The sequence below is a fragment of the Mesorhizobium escarrei genome, assembly GCF_935825525.1.
Classification (GTDB): domain Bacteria; phylum Pseudomonadota; class Alphaproteobacteria; order Rhizobiales; family Rhizobiaceae; genus Mesorhizobium; species Mesorhizobium escarrei.
This window is the reverse complement of sequence record NZ_CAKXZT010000136.1, coordinates 18958-35321: the sequence shown is the minus strand read 5'-3', so window position 1 is coordinate 35321 and position 16364 is coordinate 18958. Positions and strand designations below refer to the sequence as shown.

Sequence of the window (16364 nt, the reverse complement as noted above, 5' to 3'; positions counted from 1 at the left end):
GCCATGCGTGCCAAGCTCCTAGAAATCACCCTCGCTATGCTGCTGCTGGCTGGCGGCCCTTCAGCCGGCCATGCGCAAGTGGCCGAGCGGCCGTCGCCTTCGGGCGGCGTTCTGTCGCTGCTTCCGCCTCCGCAGATCTCAGATCATTCGATCGTGATCGCGGGACGCACGCTCAACTATCAGGCAAAGGCCGGCACTCTGTCGTTGCTATCCGGCAAGGGCGACGTCACCGCGGAAATCTTTCATGTCGCCTACACGCTGCGTCCCGAGCCAAGCCGGGAACCTGATCCCCGGCGCCCGATCACTTTCGTATTCAACGGCGGTCCCGGAGCAGCTTCCGCCTATCTGCACCTTGGCGCGCTCGGTCCACGCGTGATGGCGACAGCGGCCGATGGAAGTTTTCTCCCACCGCCGCAGCGGCTTTTGGACAACGCGAACACCTGGCTCGACATGACCGACCTGGTCTTTGTCGACCCCGTCGGCACCGGTTACAGCCGCGAAGCACCCGGCACCGAAGCACGCAGCTTCTGGGGCGTCAACCAAGACGCCGCCGCGATGGGCGCATTCATCCGGCTCTATCTGGCACAGGCGGGCCGCACAGCGTCGCCGGTGTTTCTTGCCGGCGAAAGCTATGGCGGGTTTCGGGCGGCACTGCTCGCCAAGACGCTCCAGGATGACATCGGCATCAGCCCTCGCGGCATCGTGCTCATCTCGCCGGCGCTCGAATTCACGCTCGTGCGGCCCGACGAGTTCCAGCCGCTTCACTGGGCGCTTGAGCTGCCGTCGCTGGCGGCGGTGCGCCTGCGCAGCGAAAGCGTCACCGGTTCCGAGTTGCAGGAGCGGTTGGCCGATGTCGAACGCTATGCGCTTGGCGACTATCTCGTCGCGCTTGCCAGCGGGCTCGAACAGGGCGGGCGTCTGGCGAGCCCGCGCGTTGCCGAAATCACCGGCCTGCCGCTCGAACTCGTCAAACGAAACTTTGCGCGCATTCCCACCGGGCTCTTCGCCAAGGAGTTTGCGCGGGCAAGGGGCAATGTTCTCAGCGTCTATGACGGCACGATCGAAACGGCAGACATTTCCCCGGAAAGTCCAAGGCCCAGGGGTCCTGATCCGGTGCTCGACCGAAGCGTGCCGGCGCTTACTTCCGCCTTTGTCAGCTATATCAGTGAGGAACTGAAATTCCGCACCGATCTAAGCTATCGGCTTCTCAACCGTGAAATCAGCGGCAATTGGGATTACGGCACGAGCCCGACGCGTCAGGGCTATGTCGGCGTGATGGATGACCTTCAACAGGCGCGCGTATTAAATCCCGGCCTCGGCGTTTTGATCGTCAACGGCTACACCGACCTGGTGACACCCTATCTGGTGTCGCGCTACCTTGTCGGCCAGGTTCCTTCGCTTCCTGGCGCAAAGCCCATCCGCGTCGAGCTTCTGGAAGGCGGCCACATGATGTATTTCAGGCCGGAGAGCCGGCGCGCCTTGAGGGAGGCCGCGTCCGAGCTTTACCAAGCGCCGAAATGAAACGGTTGAAGCCGGGTTACAAGAGACAAATCCGCTTCGTCGCATGAGCGGCGGATGACGCAACACGAACCGGCGAGACGAGCAAGTCGATGACATCTCAGCCTGCAGAACTGACCTGGCTCAACCCGCCACCGCATCATGATTTCGGCGACAGCTCCGTGCAGGTGCAGACCGGCAGGGAGACCGATTTCTGGCGCGAAACTTTTTATGGCTTCTGGCGCGACAATGGCCACTTCCTCTACCGGCGGGTCGAGGGGGATTTCAGCGCCGAGGTCACCGTCAAGGGGGACTACAAGGTGCTCTATGATCAGGCCGGTTTGATGGTCCGGCTGAGCGAGACGCACTGGGTCAAGGCCGGCATCGAGTTCACCGACGGGCTCGCCTATTTTTCCGTCGTCGTCACCAATGATGCCTCCGACTGGTCACTGGTCAGCATCCCGGCCGGTCCGGACGGCGTCAGGATCCGGCTTACCCGCCATGCCGAGACAATCCGTGTTCAATATCTTGATGCTTCCGACCATCGCTGGAAGCCGGTGCGGCTAGCCTACTTCCCGCCCTCGAAAATAGCCGATGTCGGCATGATGTGCTGTTCGCCGCAACGTGAAGGTTTCGAAGTCACATTCAGCGATTTTTCGGTTGGCCCGGCGATCTCGAGAGAACTCCACGACTAGAATAACGCGTGCTGTCAGCGGATCGGGGTGCCGCTTTCACAAAGCACTGTTCCGACAGGCGAATTGCGCGGTCGAAGAAGCTATCGGGCATTCGCCTCATCCCGGTCGAACTTGAAATCGGCGGGAAGGCGGCCGCGGAAGGCGCGAAGCCGCTTCAGCAATTCCTCGCGCGGCAGGTTTGCGCGCGACGCCGAGTCGTCGGACATCGGCGACATGGATCTCAATCTCATCGCCTTCCCTGAGTTCGAGGGCCTCGACCACAACGGCAGGAAGACGGATGGCGAGGCTGTTGCACCACTTGGCGACCTTCATCACACTCTCCTATGTATATGCGCCATGATATGGGCGCTGCCCAGGCGGCCGACCTTCTGGCCGGCCGATCCAGGCACATCCGTCAGCCCGGGTGCTTGAAGGTTTCGCCAAACCAGTTCCGCCACTTAGGCTCGCCCTCCGCGGCGCGCTGCTTGGCGTCGTCGCCGTAAAGATACAGTGCCATGCTGGCGTTTGCGCTGCCATCGGTATCATAGGTTCCGATCAGGGCGATGCCGGGAGCAGGCGCATTCAGGCGCAGCACGATGAAGCGCTGCTTGTCGTCCTGCCGCACGCGTTCGACTATGCCGGATAGTCTCGCCGGCTGTTGCGGGCCATTCCGCTCCTCGCCGACATTCGCGCCGGCCAGACCGAGCGTCTCGGTGAGCCGCCTCCAAGTCGAGAGCTGGTCGACCTCCGAGTTGGCCATGACGCTGAAGCTGGCGGCCTTTTCGCCGGCGAAGTGCGACAGGTAAACGCGCAGCACCTCGAACAAGCCGGGCCAGCCGCTCTCGAATCCTTCCAACTGATCGTCCCAGTCGTCGGTCGAGGCAAACAGCGAATGGACCATGCGAACAACGCAACGATCACCCGACCGGCTGGTCACAGTGATCTCCGTTGCAACAGGCGGCGCGCCTTCGCTCCACTCGCGTTCGACATAGCCGAAACGGAACGGCGGCTCCCAAATCGTCACTTCGCCGGTGGAGGCGCCATTGGGACCCAAGTCGAAATGAAGCCTGCCGCCGACATGCTCGTCGATCGTGGTTTTTGTGAACCAGGCAGTGTTGCCGGGACCAGTCGCAATTGCCCGCCAAACCTGCTCGGGTGTGCCGGGCGTGACGAACTGCATCTCGACCCAACGCTTTCCGGTTTCGTCTTTCTTGATTGGCATGGAAACTCCTTTCAGGCTTTGGCTTCGCGGGGTCGGGGTACGACGCCATTACTGGCCAACAGGCGGTCGTTGGCGCGTCCCGATCGACCGCATAGGACCCAGCGCTGCCGGTGAGATGACATACGACGATGCAAGTTGCGACCATCGGCGGCGTTCGACCGCACCATTGGCGTTCCTCCGCTGGCTCGACCAGCTTGCAGTCTTCCAGCGCCGCGAATGATACTTCACTCTTTGCCGCGTGAGGCCGAGCCGACTAGCAAGCGAAGCGGCCGATGCAGGTTCCGCAAGCTCCTGGAGTAAGCGGGTTTTCATGGAGTCCAGGGCCAGCGCCGCTGCCGGTATCTCAATGACGTCAAATTCAAGCACACTCTTTTTTCGCATTGACAAAATATTTTGTCAATGCGGGCGGCTATGGCGCATCGTTGCCTTTTCGAGCAAACGGCGCGCCCTGACGCCTCCGTTCTGCCCGGTCTAATCCCGGAGCAGATCGAACATCAGTTTGAAGAAGCGGTCTGCATCGACTTCGTGCGCGATGCGGGCATTGTCCTTTTCGCCACGGTCGCCCCAGAAATCGGCAACGGTCGCGCCGAATGCGTAGGTGCCCGACAAGTTGACGCCGATATGGGCGGGACGCGTGCGCACCAGCGTTGGGTCGATGGCCAGCGCCAGAACCAGGGGGTCATGCATCGCCCCGCCGACGCCCATCGAGTTGCGGTGCAGCTTCTCGTAGAACAGCAGCCAATCGTTGACGAGCCGGCCGAGCGGCGTGTCAATCGTCGTGAGCTCGGCATATTGCGGCGCCTCGATCAGCACCTGCATGGTGACATCGAGGCCGACCATCAGGATCGGCACACTACTGTCCAGGACGATCTTCAGCGCCTCCGGGTCGCAGAAGGCATTGAACTCGGTTGGCGTGATGATCTCGCTCTTGCGGTAGAACACGCCGCCCATCCAGATCAGTTCCTTGATCTTGGGCAGCACGTCGCGATGTTTGAGAATCAGCAGGCCGATATTGGTCAGTGGGCCGGTAGCGACCACCAGGATCGGCTCGGGCGAGGCGCGTAGCGTGTCGGCGAGGAAATCGACCGCATGCTGCTTGACCGGTTTGATCGTCGCCTGCGGCAGGTAGGGCGAGCCTTCGAGACCGCTTGGCCCGTCGGCGGTGCCGAGCACTAGGGGCCGCGCCAGTGGACGGTGGCAACCCTGCGCCACCGGCACGTCGCCGGCGCCGATGAACTCGAGGATGCGCAGCGTATTGGCGGTTGTCTTCTCGACCTCGGCATTGCCGCAGGTCGTGGTGACACCGAGCAGTTTGATGGCTGGCGAACGATGCGCCATGACCAGCGCGATGGCGTCATCGTGACCCGGGTCGCAATCGAACAGGATGGGAGTTGCAGTGGTCATCGTATCGTCCCTCACGCCGCCCTCTCGTATTGCGCGACGGTCTGCTTGAACATGTTGAGGAAGCGGCGGCCGTCGAGACCGGTGCAGATACGGGTGGTCTTCGGTCCTCCGCCGGGCAGCAATTGCCGGCCGCGATAGGCGACGGTTTGTCCGCGCGCGAGGCGCCCGTCCAGCACAACGTCGACGAACAGCGGCTCGGTCATCGTGGCAAGGCCCGGATCGAAAGCCAGCGCGACGGTGATCACGTCGTCCATCGGGAACCCGACAAGGTCGAAGAATTCGCGCCAGATGTCGATGTAGATCGGAAAGCTGTCGGCGATCATCTCGAAAACGGGATTGTCCTTGGCGCCGGCCTGCATGTCCGCGAGGTCGTCGCGCGTCAACATCGAGGCGGCGACGCGGTTGTCCTCGCATATGTCGAGCGGCACGAGGATCTTGTCGACATCGGCGTTCAGCACGATGCGCGAGGCTTCCGGATCGGCCCAGATGTTGTATTCCGACAGCGGCGTGATGTTGCCGGGCGTCTGAAAATTGCCGCCGAGCACCAGCAGGCGCTTAAGCGCCTCCGTCAGCCGGGGCTCCTGCAGCAGTGCCATCGCTGCATTGGTCAGCGGCCCGGTCGTCACCAGCGTGATCTCGCCGGGATTGGCCATGACCGTTTCGATAATGAAGTCGACCGCGTGCCCCGGCGTTGCCTGGCGCGACGGCGCCGGCGCCGGGGGATTGAATTTCTTCAGGCGGTCGCCGAAGCGCGCCACGAGCCGCTTTTCGAAGTGAACCGGCGCTTCCATGTCGGCCTTGGCGTTGCCGACGATCGGTCGCCACGCGCCGGCGTGAACCGGGATGTCGTCGCGCCCGGCAACCGCCAGCGTGTTGAGGACGACGTTGGTGACCTGCTCGATCGGGCCAGCCGCACCCGTCACGGTGGTCACGCCTTCGAGCCGGAGGTTTGGATTCGCCGCGGCAAACAGCACGGCGAGAATGTCGTCGCCGGCAGAATCCACGTCGAGGATTATGCGTTCCATGGAGGTTTCCTTCATGAGGGATGTTTGCTGCCCGGCTCGGTGCTTTTGTCTGCCGACAGCAGTTTCTGCATCGACGCCAGCGTCTCCATGATGATCTTTGGTCGCGCGCGATAGGAGAGCGCAAACAGCGCGGTGAGCGCGACGACGTAGGGGACGGTGAGAACCAGATAGGACGGATAGCCGAATGTCTGCAGGCGCAGCGAGAAGGCGTCGGCGAAACCGAACAACAGGCAGCCGGCCAGCACCTTGAGCGGATCGCCGTTTGAGAAAATCAGGATTGCCACGGCCATGAAGCCACGGCCCGATGACATGTTTTCGGTGAACATGGTTATGTAGCCGAGCGACAGATGCGCACCGGCCAGCCCCGCCAGCAATCCGCACAGCAGCGACGCGATGTAGCGGACGCGGGTGATCGAGATGCCGAGCGCCTCGGCGGCTTCGGGCTTCTCGCCGACGACGCGGATATAGAGTCCGAGCCGGGTGCTGTTATAGAACAGGACCAGCAGCGGCACCGCGATGAACGCGACATACACGATCGGTGTGAAGCCGGAGATCAGCGATGCCCATGAGCCGAGAAGGTCGCGGGCGCCGGGCAGTTGGACTTTCGGCAGGCCGACGATGCCTTGACCGACGATGGAGCCTCGCGTGCCGAAAATCGCCTTCATCAGCGAGATCGTCATGCCGCCGGCAAGGATGTTGAGCGCCAGTCCAACGACCACTTCATTGGCGCGGAAGCTCACCACCAGAACCGCAAAAACCAGGGCAAAGGCGAGCGCCGCCGCGACGCCACAAGCGACCCCCAGCAGCGCGGAACCTGTCCAGATCGAGCCGAGGACGGCAAAGAAGGCGCCTGCCAGCATCTGCCCTTCAAGGCCGATGTTGAAGATGCCGGCTTTGGTGGTGAATGAGCCCCCGAGCGCGACCAGAAGGATGGGCGCGGTGGTACGAAGCGTCGCTGCGATCAGCGCGACGTTGACGAGCTTGTCTAGAATTTCCATCGCCGCTCCCCAGCCTGGCTGTCGCCGCGGCGCCTGACCAGAGCCTGGGCCGATACGCTGAGGATGATCAGCGCCTGGATCACGGTGATGATCTCGCGCGACGCGCCGGTGTCGACCTCGAGCAGCAGCGACCCGTTGCGCAAGGCGCCGAAGAACAGCGCCGTGAAGATGGTGGCGACCGGCGAGCCATTGGCGAGCAAGGCGGCGATCAGCCCATCGAAGCCGAAACCGGGAGCGAAGCCTTCCATGAAGCGATGATGGACGCCGAGCGTCTCGACCCCACCGGCCAGTCCGCCTACGGCGCCCGAAAGGAGCAGGACCACAAAGCCCTGCCATTTCACGTTGACGCCGCCATATTCGGCAAATTTCGGCGCCGAGCCGACCATCGTCACGCCATAGCCCCAACTGGTGTAGCGGAAAACCAGTGCGGCGCCGATCGCCAGCACCAGGCCGATGACCAGGCCCCAGTTCAACCGCGAGAAGTCGAAGATTCCCGGCAGATAGGCTGTCGGCAGGATCGGCGGCGTCTCCGACCAGCCACCTGGTCGCTTGAACAGAAAGATCGTGAAATAGGAGGTGAGCAGCACCGCGACGTAGTTCGACAGGATCGTCGAGACGACTTCGTTGGTGTTGTAGCGGGCACGGAAATAGGCCGGGATAGCGACCCACGCGGCGCCCGCCACGACCGCCAGTGCCAGCGCCGCCAGCATGTGAATGCCCGCGGGCAGCGGAAAGGCGAAGCCGACCCAGGCAGCAGCGAAGCCGCCGAGGAAAAGCTGACCCTCGATGCCGACGTTGAACATGCCGCCGCGCAGGCCGACGCAAGCAGCGACGCCGCAGATCAGGATCGGCGTCGTCTGCAGCAAGGTCCCGGCAATCTTTGCCTGGTCGCCGAAGGCGCCGCGCAACAGCGTCATGAAGACACGGACCGGGCTCTCACCGACCATGAGGATGATGATGGCGCCCATTATCAGCGCCACGGCGACTGCAATGATCTGACCGGAAACGGCACGCAGGCGGTCGTTCATCATAGAGACTCCGGCATCATGTAAGCTCCGGCATCACGCAGGCTCCGTGGCGAATTCCGGCACGGCCACGCCTGCCATCATCATGCCGATGCGGTCCTCATCGGCATGATCGCCGGCGACCTCGCCCATGATCCGTCCGTTGAACATCACCAGGATGCGATCGGCAAGGGCGGCAAGTTCGTCGAGCTGCACGGAAATCAGCAGAATTGCGCGTCCGGCAGCGCGCTGGCGCATGATCTCGTCATGAATGGCTTCCTGCGCGCCGATGTCGACGCCGCGCGTCGGCTGATCGATCAGCAGGAAGTCGGCGCCGTTGGTGAACTCGCGCGCCAGCACGACCTTCTGGATATTGCCGCCCGAAAGCCGCTTGACGGCATCGCCCGATCCTTGCGCGCGAATATCGAAATCCTTGATCAGCTTGGAGGCGTTTTGGCCGATGGCGTTCCAGTTGAGCACGCCGCCGCGGCTCCATGGCGCGCGGTGCTGGCGACCCATCAGCATGTTTGCCGCAATCGATGCGTTGCGATCGACCCCGCGCACCATCCGATCGCCTGGAACATGCGCCAAGCCGGCCGCGCGAATTTCGGCAGGGGAGAGAGCAGCGAGGTTCCGGTCCTTCAGTCGGGCAACGCCATGGCTTGCCGACCGTAGGCCCGAAAGCACCTCTGCCAGTTCCGTCTGGCCATTGCCGGCCACGCCGGCGATCCCAACTACCTCGCCGGAGCGGACCTCGAGGTTGACGTTGCGCAATGCCGGCAACCGCCGGTCGTCACGCGCCCATAATTCCTTGACCTCGAGGACCACGTCGCCGTGCTGCGGTTCGCGCGGACGGCGATCGAAGCTGACCTCGCGGCCGACCATCATGCGCACCAGTTCGTTCTTGCTGAGCTCGGCCGTCGGGCGGGTCGCCACCTTCTTTCCGTTGCGCAGCACTGTCACAGTGTCTGAGACCTCCATCACCTCTTCCAGGTGGTGCGAAATGAAGATCACCGTCATACCCTCCGCCACGAAACTGCGCAGCGTCTGGAACAGCTCACGGCTCTCCTGCGGCGTCAGCACCGCCGTCGGCTCGTCGAGGATGATGGTGCGCGCACCGCGCACCAGCACCTTCAGGATCTCGATGCGTTGCTCTATGCCGACCGAGAGCAGTCCGACGCGCTCGGTCGGGTCGACCCGCAGCCCGAAACGCTCCGCCAGTTCGCGCGTGCGCGCGATCTGCGCGGCGTGGTCGATGAGCCCATGACGGCGGATCTCCATGCCGAGAAAAACATTGTCGGCGACCGAGAGCGAGGGAACCAGCTTGAAGTGCTGATGCACCATGCCGAGACCCGCTTTGATGGCGACGGCGGGATCGGCCACCACTGTCTCCTCGTCGTTCAGCCGGATTGAGCCTTCGTCGGGTTGCAGGAGGCCGAACAGTATGTTCATCAACGTCGTCTTGCCTGCGCCGTTCTCGCCGATGACGGCGTGGATTTCGCCCCGGCGCACGGCAAGGTCGACGCCGTCATTGGCAACGAATCCCCCGAAACGCTTGGTGATGCCCGTCAACGCGACGGCCATCCCGGCAACACCGGCGCCGACAGCATTGTTGCCGGCATTGTGGAGGGTCGAAGACCCCAACGCGTTCGACACCTTGCTTCTCGCAAATTGGACGCTGATCCGTCGCGGCAAGCCGCGGCGGATCAGCGTAGCGCTTTCCTGGGAGGATGCGCGGTTGTTCTCTTACTTCGCCTTGGCGATCTCGATCTTGCCATCGAGAATGGCCTTCTTGATCTCGTCCAGCTTGGCCATAACATCGGCCGGGATCGTCGGGGCGATGTCATCGCAGACCTTGACCTCGACGCCGCCTGAAGCGAGGTCGAAGGTGCGGGTGCCGGCGGTGACCTTGCGGCCCTCGACTTCGTCCTTGATCAGCGTGTAGACGGCGATGTCGCCGCGCTTCAGCATGCTTGCGAGCACATTTCCGGGGGCCGTGCCGCACATGTCGATGTCGACGCCGATTGAGTATTTGTCGACCGCAGCACTTGCCTGCATCACGCCTTCGCCCGTCGGGCCGGCGACGTTGTAGACGATGTCGGCGCCCTGGCCGTAAAGCGCCTGGGCAAGCTCGCTGCCCTTGGCCGGGTCGTCGAAGGTTCCGGCGAAGACGGAGTTCACCTTCACATCGGGCGCGGCATATTTCGCGCCTTGCTCGTAGCCGCCGAGGAAGTTGCGGATCACGGGGATATCACGGCCGCCGACGAAGCCGATCGCCATGCCGTCGCCGATTTTGGGGAATTCGCTGCCCTTGGCCTCGATCATGCCGGCGAGCGCGCCAGCGACGAAGGATCCTTGCTCCTCCGCGAAATTGGCATAGATCATATTGGGGTTGTCGAGCACGCCGTCGATGAACACGAAGCGTTGTTCAGGATAGGCTTTGCTGACCTTCTGCAGCGAGTCCACCAGTTCCCAGCCCATCACGAAGATCAGGTCATATTGTTTGGCCTTGGCCAAGTTCTCGAACTGCTCCTCGTAGTCGAGCGCGCGATTGCCGGTGTCGACCAGCTTGAGGTCGATGCCGAATTCGTCCTTGGCCTTGTTGAGGCCATTGACGATGGAAACTCCGAAGCCCTGTGCAAAATACCCCGAGATGGCGGCCACGGACACCTTGTCCTGCGCCGCGGCAGATCCGAACGACACGGCAAGCATCGTGCCGGCCAGACATAGATTTTTGAGCGCCCTTTTCATGTCATTCCCCTTCAGCTTTTTTCAGCTTTGAAGCCACGCCTTGACCATCCGCGCATCGCCGAGACGGCGCGTTATTTTCGTTGATGGTCATATGAGTTTATGAGCGGCCCCGCAGCCTGTCAATCGTCATCCGATGCAGTTTCCTCACGCCCTTTTTCTCGCTTCCTCAACGCGAAGCTTGACAAATCTCGGCCGGAGATAATTGTTGATACTCTAACAAGTTTATGGAAACGACGGGAAGAGAGAGAGAGAGAGAGAGAGAGAGAGAGAGAGCGGACAATGCCGGCTGTAGTCGTCAGGAAATTTCTGGTTCAGGTCGAGGAGATCTTCCACGAGGGCGGCCCGCCTGTGGCTCGCCCGCTCAAACGCGGCGTGATCGTCGCTGTCATCGCCAATCCTTTTGCCGGGCGTTATGTCGAGGAGATCACCGGCTTCATGGACGATCTTAAGCCGCTCGGCCTCGACATGGCGCGACGCCTGATCGATGCCATTGGCGACGGCGCCTCAGCTGTCGAAGGCTATGGCAAGGGCGCCATCGTCGGCGCCGCCGGCGAGCTTGAGCACGGCGCGCTGTGGCACAATCCGGGCGGCTACGCGATGCGCGAGCTGCTCGGAAACGCCAGGGCAATCGTGCCTTCGACCAAGAAGGTCGGCGGCCCCGGAACGCGGATCGACATTCCGATCACGCACATAAACGCTTCTTACGTGCGCAGCCATTTCGATGCGATCGAGGTCGGCGTTACCGACGCGCCGCGCAGCGACGAAATGGCGGTCATCCTGGCGATGACCACCGGCGCGCGCGTTCACGCACGGGTGGGCGGCCTTGCCGCTGCAGATATCAAGGGCGAGGACGGATTGAGATGAGCGCTGAAATCCGCCGGATCATCACCATCGTCGAGGATACCCTGATCGAGGGAGGGCGTCCCGTCGATCCGCCGACCCGCCGCGCAGCGGCTATTGCCGTGATCCGCAACCCCTATTCAGGCACCTATGTCGAGGACCTGTCGGTACTGAGCGACATCGGCGAAGCGTTGGGCGACATCTTGCCGAAGCGCGCGGTCGCAGCACTTGGCATTCCCAGCAACCGCGTCGAAAGCTTCGGCAAGGCAGCCGCCGTCGGCGCCGACGGCGAACTCGAACATGCCGCCGCCATCCTTCATCCCAAGCTCGGCGCCCCGTTTCGCGATGTGCTCGGCAAGGGCGCAGCGCTCATTCCCTCGTCGAAAAAGCGTGGCGGCCTCGGCGTGCCGCTCGACATTCCGCTCGGCCACAAGGACGCGGCGCGGGTGCGCAGCCATTTCGACGGCATGGAGGTTCGGGTTCCCGATGCACCGCGCGGCGACGAGATCGTCGTCGCCATCGCGCTGACCGATTCCGGGAGGCCGCATCCGCGCGTCGGCGGGCTGACAAAGGACAAGATCGTCGGCAAGGACGGTGTCAGCTAGGGTGTGCCGATATTCAGGTGATGCCGGCCTGCAAACGGCGGCTTCCTGCGCTTCCAGTGCTCGCGCACCTCAAGTACGCTCCGCTCCGGTTCTCGAAAAAAGGCCATTTTGGTCGCTTCGCGCCCGTCTTCGACTCCGGCTCGGCCTGACCTGAAACTCAACACACCCTAAACGTCGTCAAACGGTGACGACCTCCGGCACCCGCATTGCCGGTGGCGTGTTGCGGCTTCGACGGGTCTGCACCACGCCGTCGATGACGACCATTCCGATCCCCGGAAGGTTGCCTTGCGCCACGCTGTCGAGCAGCCCGTCTCCGGCGCCGCCGATCGCCTGGTCCATGAAGATCAGGTCGGCGGCGCGGCCGACTTCGATCATGCCGCGATCATGCAATCCGCGTACGCGCGCCGTGTTGCCGCTGGCAAAGCAGAACGCCACTTCCGGCGCGACACCGCCCAGCGAAGCCAGCATGGTCAGCGTCCGCAGTATGCCGAGGGGCTGCACGCCGGACCCGGCCGGGCTGTCGGTGCCAAGCACGATGCGCGAAAGTTCGCCGCGCTGCCTGGCAAGGTCGAGCACGAACAGTCCGGTGCGCAGATTGCCGTTGTGGACGATTTCGAGCGCGCGCGAGCCCTTCTCGCAAATTTGCCGGATTTCCGCTTCGGGCAGTGCCGTCGGCCCGCCATTGACATGCGCGACAATGTCGGCATCGACCTCCAACACGGTATCAGCACCGATGCGGCCGGAGCCGGGCAGTGACGGCCCCCCGGTATGGGTCATCGAGGTCATGCCGTAATTGCGCGCCCAGGCGATCATCTGCCGGCCGCTCGGCCCGTCCTTGACGCCGCCGAGGCCGACCTCGCCGACAAGCGTCACGCCGGCTTCGGCGAGATAGCGGAAGTCCTCTTCGGTCAGGCCGGGCTCCAGGATCGGCGCGCCGGCCAGTATCTTCATGCCGCTTGGGCGGAAGTTGGAGAAGGTCCGTTGCGCCGCGATGGCCAGCGCCTTCAATCCGACCAGATCGCGAGGACGGCCCGGCGTGTGGACCTCTCCCGCCGAGATGATGGTGGTGACCCCGCCATGCACGGTCGAATCCATCCAGCCGATCTGGTTCTGCCGCGGCGTCCAGTCGCCGGCCACCGGATGGACGTGATTGTCGATGAGGCCCGGAGCGACCGCGCAGCCCATCGCATCGATCACGGTGACGGCAGCACTGGTATCAAGGGCGCCCGCTTTGCCGATGGCGGTGATCTTGCCATCGACCGCGACGATCGTGTCGGCGTCGAGGATCGGGCGGCCGAGATCGCCAGAGAGCACAAGGCCGATGTTGCGCACGACAAGCGCGTTGGGTTTCGGGTCGAGCGACATCGGCACCTCGTCTGTCATTTCCAGGAATTTTGGGACGCGGGCTATTTCCCGCTATCGCCATTCGATGGGTCGTCGTCATTGATGCGGTTGAGCAGGCGAAGCAGCGTCGCCTGTTCCGCGGGCGAAAGCGGCGACAGAAATCGCCGCCCGACTTCGACGCTGCGTTCGAGCCGGTCGAGCGTGTATTTTGTTCCCTTGTCGGTCAGCGCGATCATCGACAGGCGCTGGTCGGTATCGGAAGCGCTGCGGGTGATCAGCCCGTTCTTGAGAAGTTTGCGAACGACGATGCTGATGGTCGACGGGTCCATCGCGGTCAGCCGTCCCAGATGATTCTGCGAGACCTCGCCCTGCTTGAGAATCGTGGCGAGGGCGGCGAATTGCGTTGGCGAAAGATCCTCGCCGGCCATGACCTGCTGGAAGCGCAGCGTCGCGCGCTGATGCGCCCGGCGGATCACATGCGCCGGATGACGATCCAGTTCGTAGCCGGTCTTAGCGTATCGCTGCAGTACCTGTTCGCGGCTCAGCGGCTTGGCCCTGTCGCCCGGTCCTTTGGGCGCCACGCTTTCGGGTTGCGATTCGATGTCAGGCTTCACGCCGCACTCCTGTCGCCGCTGTCTCGGATGCCGCAGGCTCGAAAAAGCTCAAGCCGCGACACTCGCCGGTTGAAGCGACGTTCCGTCGCGAAGGGCTGCGACGACGCTTGCCGAATCGCTGACCACGCCGAAATGCGTCGCTATGTCGTAGAGCGAGCTTTCCTGCTCGCGTGGTCCCGTCGCCGCACAGCAATCGCTGGGCACCACCACCTCATAGCCCTGGAAAAAGGCATCATGGACCGTCGAGCGCACGCAGATGTTGGTGACGACGCCGAAGATGACCAGTTGATCGATCAGCATGTCCTTGAGCGTCAGGTCGAGGTCGGTTTGAAAAAATGCCGAGTAACGCCGCTTGATCAAGTGGATCTCATCGTCGCGGGCGCCGAGATCCTCGATGATTTCCGGCCCCCAGCTCCCCTCGAGGCAATGCGGCGTGCGCTTCAGCCATTCGCGCTCACGGCGCATGCCCGCCCGGTGGGTGTCGTGAACCCAGATCACCGGCACGCCACTGGCGCGCGCCGCCTCGATGACGGCCAACTGCGGCGCAACAAGCGTCTCATATCCCGGCAGGACCATCGCGCCGCCGGGCTTGCAAAATTCGTTGACCATGTCGATCACGATAACCGCCGCGCGTTGCGGATCGAGGCGCATCGCGTCATCGTGCCGATGTGAGGAAAAACTATCCACGGGCATGGCGATCTCCTTTGGTCGATCGTTGATGCTCATACAAAAAACCGTCGAGGATGCCAAGTCAATCCTGTTCGAAGCAAAGCTTGGTCGCCGAGTGGCCGCAAGGCGCGCCGGCAAAGACCCCCCGCTTTGCGCTGCGAAATCGCATTGACAACGGGCGGCGACCATGTGTTCGATTTGTATGACCATCAACGATATTCAAATTGGCTGAGAATCGCGACGTCGAGGGCTGAGACATGAAAACGATCGTCACCGGATCCAGCGGTCTGCTTGGCCGCCATGTGGCCGAGGCGCTGGTCGCGGCCGGCCATGATGTGAGAGGCATCGATGCCGTCGCACCGGGTGAAGTGACATGGCGGCATGCAACCGCGGACCTGACGGATCTGGGCTCGGCGCTGCAACTGGTGCGCGATTGTGACGCTGTGATCCATGTCGCGGCCATCCCGCGCCCGACCGGACGGGCTGGCGGTGAGGTGTTCAAGACCAATGTCGCGACCGCCTACAATGTGGTCGAGGCGGCTGTCATGGCCGGTACCAGGCGCTTCGTTTATGCCTCGTCCTTCAGCGTCTTTGGCTACCCTTTCTTCGAGAAACCGGTGCGCCCGCCCTATCTGCCGGTTGATATGAACCACCCGATCGGCGCGCAGGATCCGTACGGACTGTCGAAATGGCTCGGCGAGGAAATCGTCGACGCCGCGGTGCGCCGCGGCGCTTTTTCGGCCGTCAGCATCCGCATGCCCTGGATCCAGACCCCGCAATCCTTCTTCGCCGGCGTCGGCCCGCGCCGCGCCACCGCCGACAGCGCCCGCGACCTGTGGAGCTATCTCGATGCGCGCGACACGGGGCAGGGTTTCCTGCGGGCGTTGCAATGGAAGGGCGACGGCCATCTCCGCGTCCTGCTCAGCGCCGCCGACACTTTCATGGAAGAGGAAACCGAGTCGCTGGTGCGCCGGGTCTACCCCGGCGTCGCCCTGTCGCGGCCGATCGCCGGCTATGGCGCCGTGCTCGACACGATCCATGCACGCGAAACGATCGGTTTCGAGCCAAGCCATTCGTGGCGCTCATACCCGAAGCCGGAGTCTGGAAAATGAAGCGATTCGACGAAAAATGCGTGCTTGTCACAGGTGGCGCCGGCGCGATCGGCAGTGCGGCGGTAAAGCGTTTCCTCGACGAGGGTGCAAAGGTCGCGATTGTCGACCGCAACGGCAATGCAGCGCAGCAACTGGCTCAGGCTCTCGGCAAGCACGCAATCGCCATCGAAGCCGACGTTGCCGACGAGGGAGATGTGCGGGGCGCCGTTGAAACGACCGTCGAGACGTTCGGCGGGCTCGATGCTGTGTTCAACAATGCCGGGATTTCCGGCGTCGTCGCTCCGGTTCACGAACTGCCCGTCGATGACTGGGACACCATCATTCGCATCAATCTGCGTGGCATGTTTCTCGTCCTGCAGGCGTCGCTTCGGGTGATGATCAAGGCCGGGAATGGTGGTTCGATCGTCAACATGGGCTCGTCCATGGCCGGCTGGGACGTGCTCGCGGGCGGCGCCGGCTACGTCGCCTCGAAACATGGCGTGGTCGGACTGACGCGGGTCGCGGCGATCGATGCCGCGCCCTACGGCATACGCGTCAACGCCATCTGCCCCGGCGTGATCGAGACAACACTCGGCGTACCCGCAGCCGGCGACGGCGATTTCGAA

Annotated in this window: 16 protein-coding genes and 1 pseudogene; 6 read left to right on the top strand and 11 right to left on the bottom strand. The window is 63.2% G+C overall.

The window, feature by feature from the left end:
* The first annotated feature begins 3 nt into the window (after positions 1-3).
* Together NMG80_RS20705 and NMG80_RS20700 are read left to right on the top strand one after the other, a co-directional pair.
* On the top strand, positions 4-1521 hold the full coding sequence (locus NMG80_RS20705) for a S10 family peptidase (RefSeq protein ID WP_254019822.1): 1518 nt from the start codon (positions 4-6) through the stop codon (positions 1519-1521).
* A gap of 89 nt (positions 1522-1610) precedes the next feature.
* A complete protein-coding gene (locus NMG80_RS20700; protein ID WP_254019821.1) occupies positions 1611-2192 on the top strand; it encodes a DUF1349 domain-containing protein in 582 nt (193 codons plus the stop codon).
* Between the two features lie 80 nt (positions 2193-2272).
* On the opposite strand, the pseudogene NMG80_RS20695 reads toward NMG80_RS20700, so the two are convergent.
* The 8 genes and pseudogenes from NMG80_RS20695 to NMG80_RS20660 form a co-directional block, all read right to left on the bottom strand.
* Positions 2273-2504 (bottom strand): annotated as a pseudogene (locus tag NMG80_RS20695) (AbrB/MazE/SpoVT family DNA-binding domain-containing protein).
* An 82-nt stretch (positions 2505-2586) separates the two neighbouring features.
* Positions 2587-3393, bottom strand: coding sequence for an SRPBCC family protein (locus NMG80_RS20690; protein ID WP_254019819.1), 807 nt, complete (start codon positions 3391-3393; stop codon positions 2587-2589).
* A 471-nt stretch (positions 3394-3864) separates the two neighbouring features.
* The gene (locus NMG80_RS20685) at positions 3865-4797 is read right to left on the bottom strand and encodes a nucleoside hydrolase (RefSeq protein ID WP_254019818.1); all 933 of its coding nucleotides are present in this window, start codon (positions 4795-4797) and stop codon (positions 3865-3867) included.
* An 11-nt stretch (positions 4798-4808) separates the two neighbouring features.
* Positions 4809-5822 (bottom strand): nucleoside hydrolase, encoded by a 1014-nt coding sequence (locus NMG80_RS20680; RefSeq protein ID WP_254019817.1) that lies wholly within the window; start codon positions 5820-5822, stop codon positions 4809-4811.
* Between the two features lie 11 nt (positions 5823-5833).
* Entirely contained in the window at positions 5834-6820 is a 987-nt protein-coding gene (locus tag NMG80_RS20675; protein ID WP_254019816.1) for an ABC transporter permease, read from the bottom strand.
* Entirely contained in the window at positions 6808-7848 is a 1041-nt protein-coding gene (locus NMG80_RS20670; RefSeq protein ID WP_254019815.1) for an ABC transporter permease, read from the bottom strand. Before NMG80_RS20670 ends, NMG80_RS20675 begins: the two co-directional genes overlap by 13 nt.
* Positions 7849-7881: 33 nt before the next feature.
* Positions 7882-9408 carry an ABC transporter ATP-binding protein gene (locus NMG80_RS20665; protein ID WP_254019953.1) on the bottom strand — a complete coding sequence of 509 codons (1527 nt, stop codon included), beginning with the start codon at positions 9406-9408 and terminating at the stop codon, positions 7882-7884.
* Positions 9409-9570: 162 nt separating this feature from the next.
* Positions 9571-10575 (bottom strand): BMP family lipoprotein, encoded by a 1005-nt coding sequence (locus tag NMG80_RS20660; protein ID WP_254019814.1) that lies wholly within the window; start codon positions 10573-10575, stop codon positions 9571-9573.
* A gap of 279 nt (positions 10576-10854) precedes the next feature.
* On the opposite strand from NMG80_RS20660, the gene NMG80_RS20655 reads away from it, so the two are divergent.
* A complete protein-coding gene (locus tag NMG80_RS20655; protein ID WP_254019813.1) occupies positions 10855-11439 on the top strand; it encodes an amino acid synthesis family protein in 585 nt (194 codons plus the stop codon).
* A complete protein-coding gene (locus tag NMG80_RS20650) occupies positions 11436-12020 on the top strand; it encodes an amino acid synthesis family protein (protein WP_254019812.1) in 585 nt (194 codons plus the stop codon). Before NMG80_RS20655 ends, NMG80_RS20650 begins: the two co-directional genes overlap by 4 nt.
* Positions 12021-12197: 177 nt before the next feature.
* On the opposite strand, the gene NMG80_RS20645 is transcribed toward NMG80_RS20650, so the two are convergent.
* Genes NMG80_RS20645 through NMG80_RS20635 form a run of 3 tightly spaced genes read right to left on the bottom strand, consistent with a single transcriptional unit; the run spans position 12198 to position 14671 of the window.
* Complete coding sequence (locus NMG80_RS20645; RefSeq protein ID WP_254019811.1) at positions 12198-13385, bottom strand: amidohydrolase family protein; 1188 nt, start codon at positions 13383-13385, stop codon at positions 12198-12200.
* Between the two features lie 41 nt (positions 13386-13426).
* A complete protein-coding gene (locus NMG80_RS20640) occupies positions 13427-13978 on the bottom strand; it encodes a MarR family winged helix-turn-helix transcriptional regulator (RefSeq protein ID WP_254019810.1) in 552 nt (183 codons plus the stop codon).
* A gap of 48 nt (positions 13979-14026) precedes the next feature.
* On the bottom strand, positions 14027-14671 hold the full coding sequence (locus NMG80_RS20635) for a cysteine hydrolase family protein (RefSeq protein WP_254019809.1): 645 nt from the start codon (positions 14669-14671) through the stop codon (positions 14027-14029).
* Positions 14672-14904: 233 nt separating this feature from the next.
* Here NMG80_RS20635 and NMG80_RS20630 point away from each other — a divergent pair, with 233 nt between their 5' ends.
* Positions 14905-15759, top strand: coding sequence for an NAD-dependent epimerase/dehydratase family protein (locus tag NMG80_RS20630; protein ID WP_254019808.1), 855 nt, complete (start codon positions 14905-14907; stop codon positions 15757-15759).
* Positions 15756-16364: SDR family NAD(P)-dependent oxidoreductase (locus NMG80_RS20625; RefSeq protein WP_436798644.1), on the top strand; the 609-nt coding region annotated here is incomplete at its 3' end. The genes NMG80_RS20630 and NMG80_RS20625, both read left to right, overlap by 4 nt.

What these genes read in the sequence shown, in the direction of transcription:
- NMG80_RS20705 (WP_254019822.1), top strand. Translation starts at nt 4, where the DNA reads ATGCGTGCCAAGCTCCTAGAAATCACCCTCGCTATGCTGCTGCTGGCT.
- NMG80_RS20700 (WP_254019821.1), top strand. Translation starts at nt 1,611, where the DNA reads ATGACATCTCAGCCTGCAGAACTGACCTGGCTCAACCCGCCACCGCAT.
- NMG80_RS20690 (WP_254019819.1), bottom strand. Translation starts at nt 3,393, where the DNA reads ATGCCAATCAAGAAAGACGAAACCGGAAAGCGTTGGGTCGAGATGCAG.
- NMG80_RS20685 (WP_254019818.1), bottom strand. Translation starts at nt 4,797, where the DNA reads ATGACCACTGCAACTCCCATCCTGTTCGATTGCGACCCGGGTCACGAT.
- NMG80_RS20680 (WP_254019817.1), bottom strand. Translation starts at nt 5,822, where the DNA reads ATGGAACGCATAATCCTCGACGTGGATTCTGCCGGCGACGACATTCTC.
- NMG80_RS20675 (WP_254019816.1), bottom strand. Translation starts at nt 6,820, where the DNA reads ATGGAAATTCTAGACAAGCTCGTCAACGTCGCGCTGATCGCAGCGACG.
- NMG80_RS20670 (WP_254019815.1), bottom strand. Translation starts at nt 7,848, where the DNA reads ATGAACGACCGCCTGCGTGCCGTTTCCGGTCAGATCATTGCAGTCGCC.
- NMG80_RS20665 (WP_254019953.1), bottom strand. Translation starts at nt 9,408, where the DNA reads ATGGCCGTCGCGTTGACGGGCATCACCAAGCGTTTCGGGGGATTCGTT.
- NMG80_RS20660 (WP_254019814.1), bottom strand. Translation starts at nt 10,575, where the DNA reads ATGAAAAGGGCGCTCAAAAATCTATGTCTGGCCGGCACGATGCTTGCC.
- NMG80_RS20655 (WP_254019813.1), top strand. Translation starts at nt 10,855, where the DNA reads ATGCCGGCTGTAGTCGTCAGGAAATTTCTGGTTCAGGTCGAGGAGATC.
- NMG80_RS20650 (WP_254019812.1), top strand. Translation starts at nt 11,436, where the DNA reads ATGAGCGCTGAAATCCGCCGGATCATCACCATCGTCGAGGATACCCTG.
- NMG80_RS20645 (WP_254019811.1), bottom strand. Translation starts at nt 13,385, where the DNA reads ATGTCGCTCGACCCGAAACCCAACGCGCTTGTCGTGCGCAACATCGGC.
- NMG80_RS20635 (WP_254019809.1), bottom strand. Translation starts at nt 14,671, where the DNA reads ATGCCCGTGGATAGTTTTTCCTCACATCGGCACGATGACGCGATGCGC.
- NMG80_RS20630 (WP_254019808.1), top strand. Translation starts at nt 14,905, where the DNA reads ATGAAAACGATCGTCACCGGATCCAGCGGTCTGCTTGGCCGCCATGTG.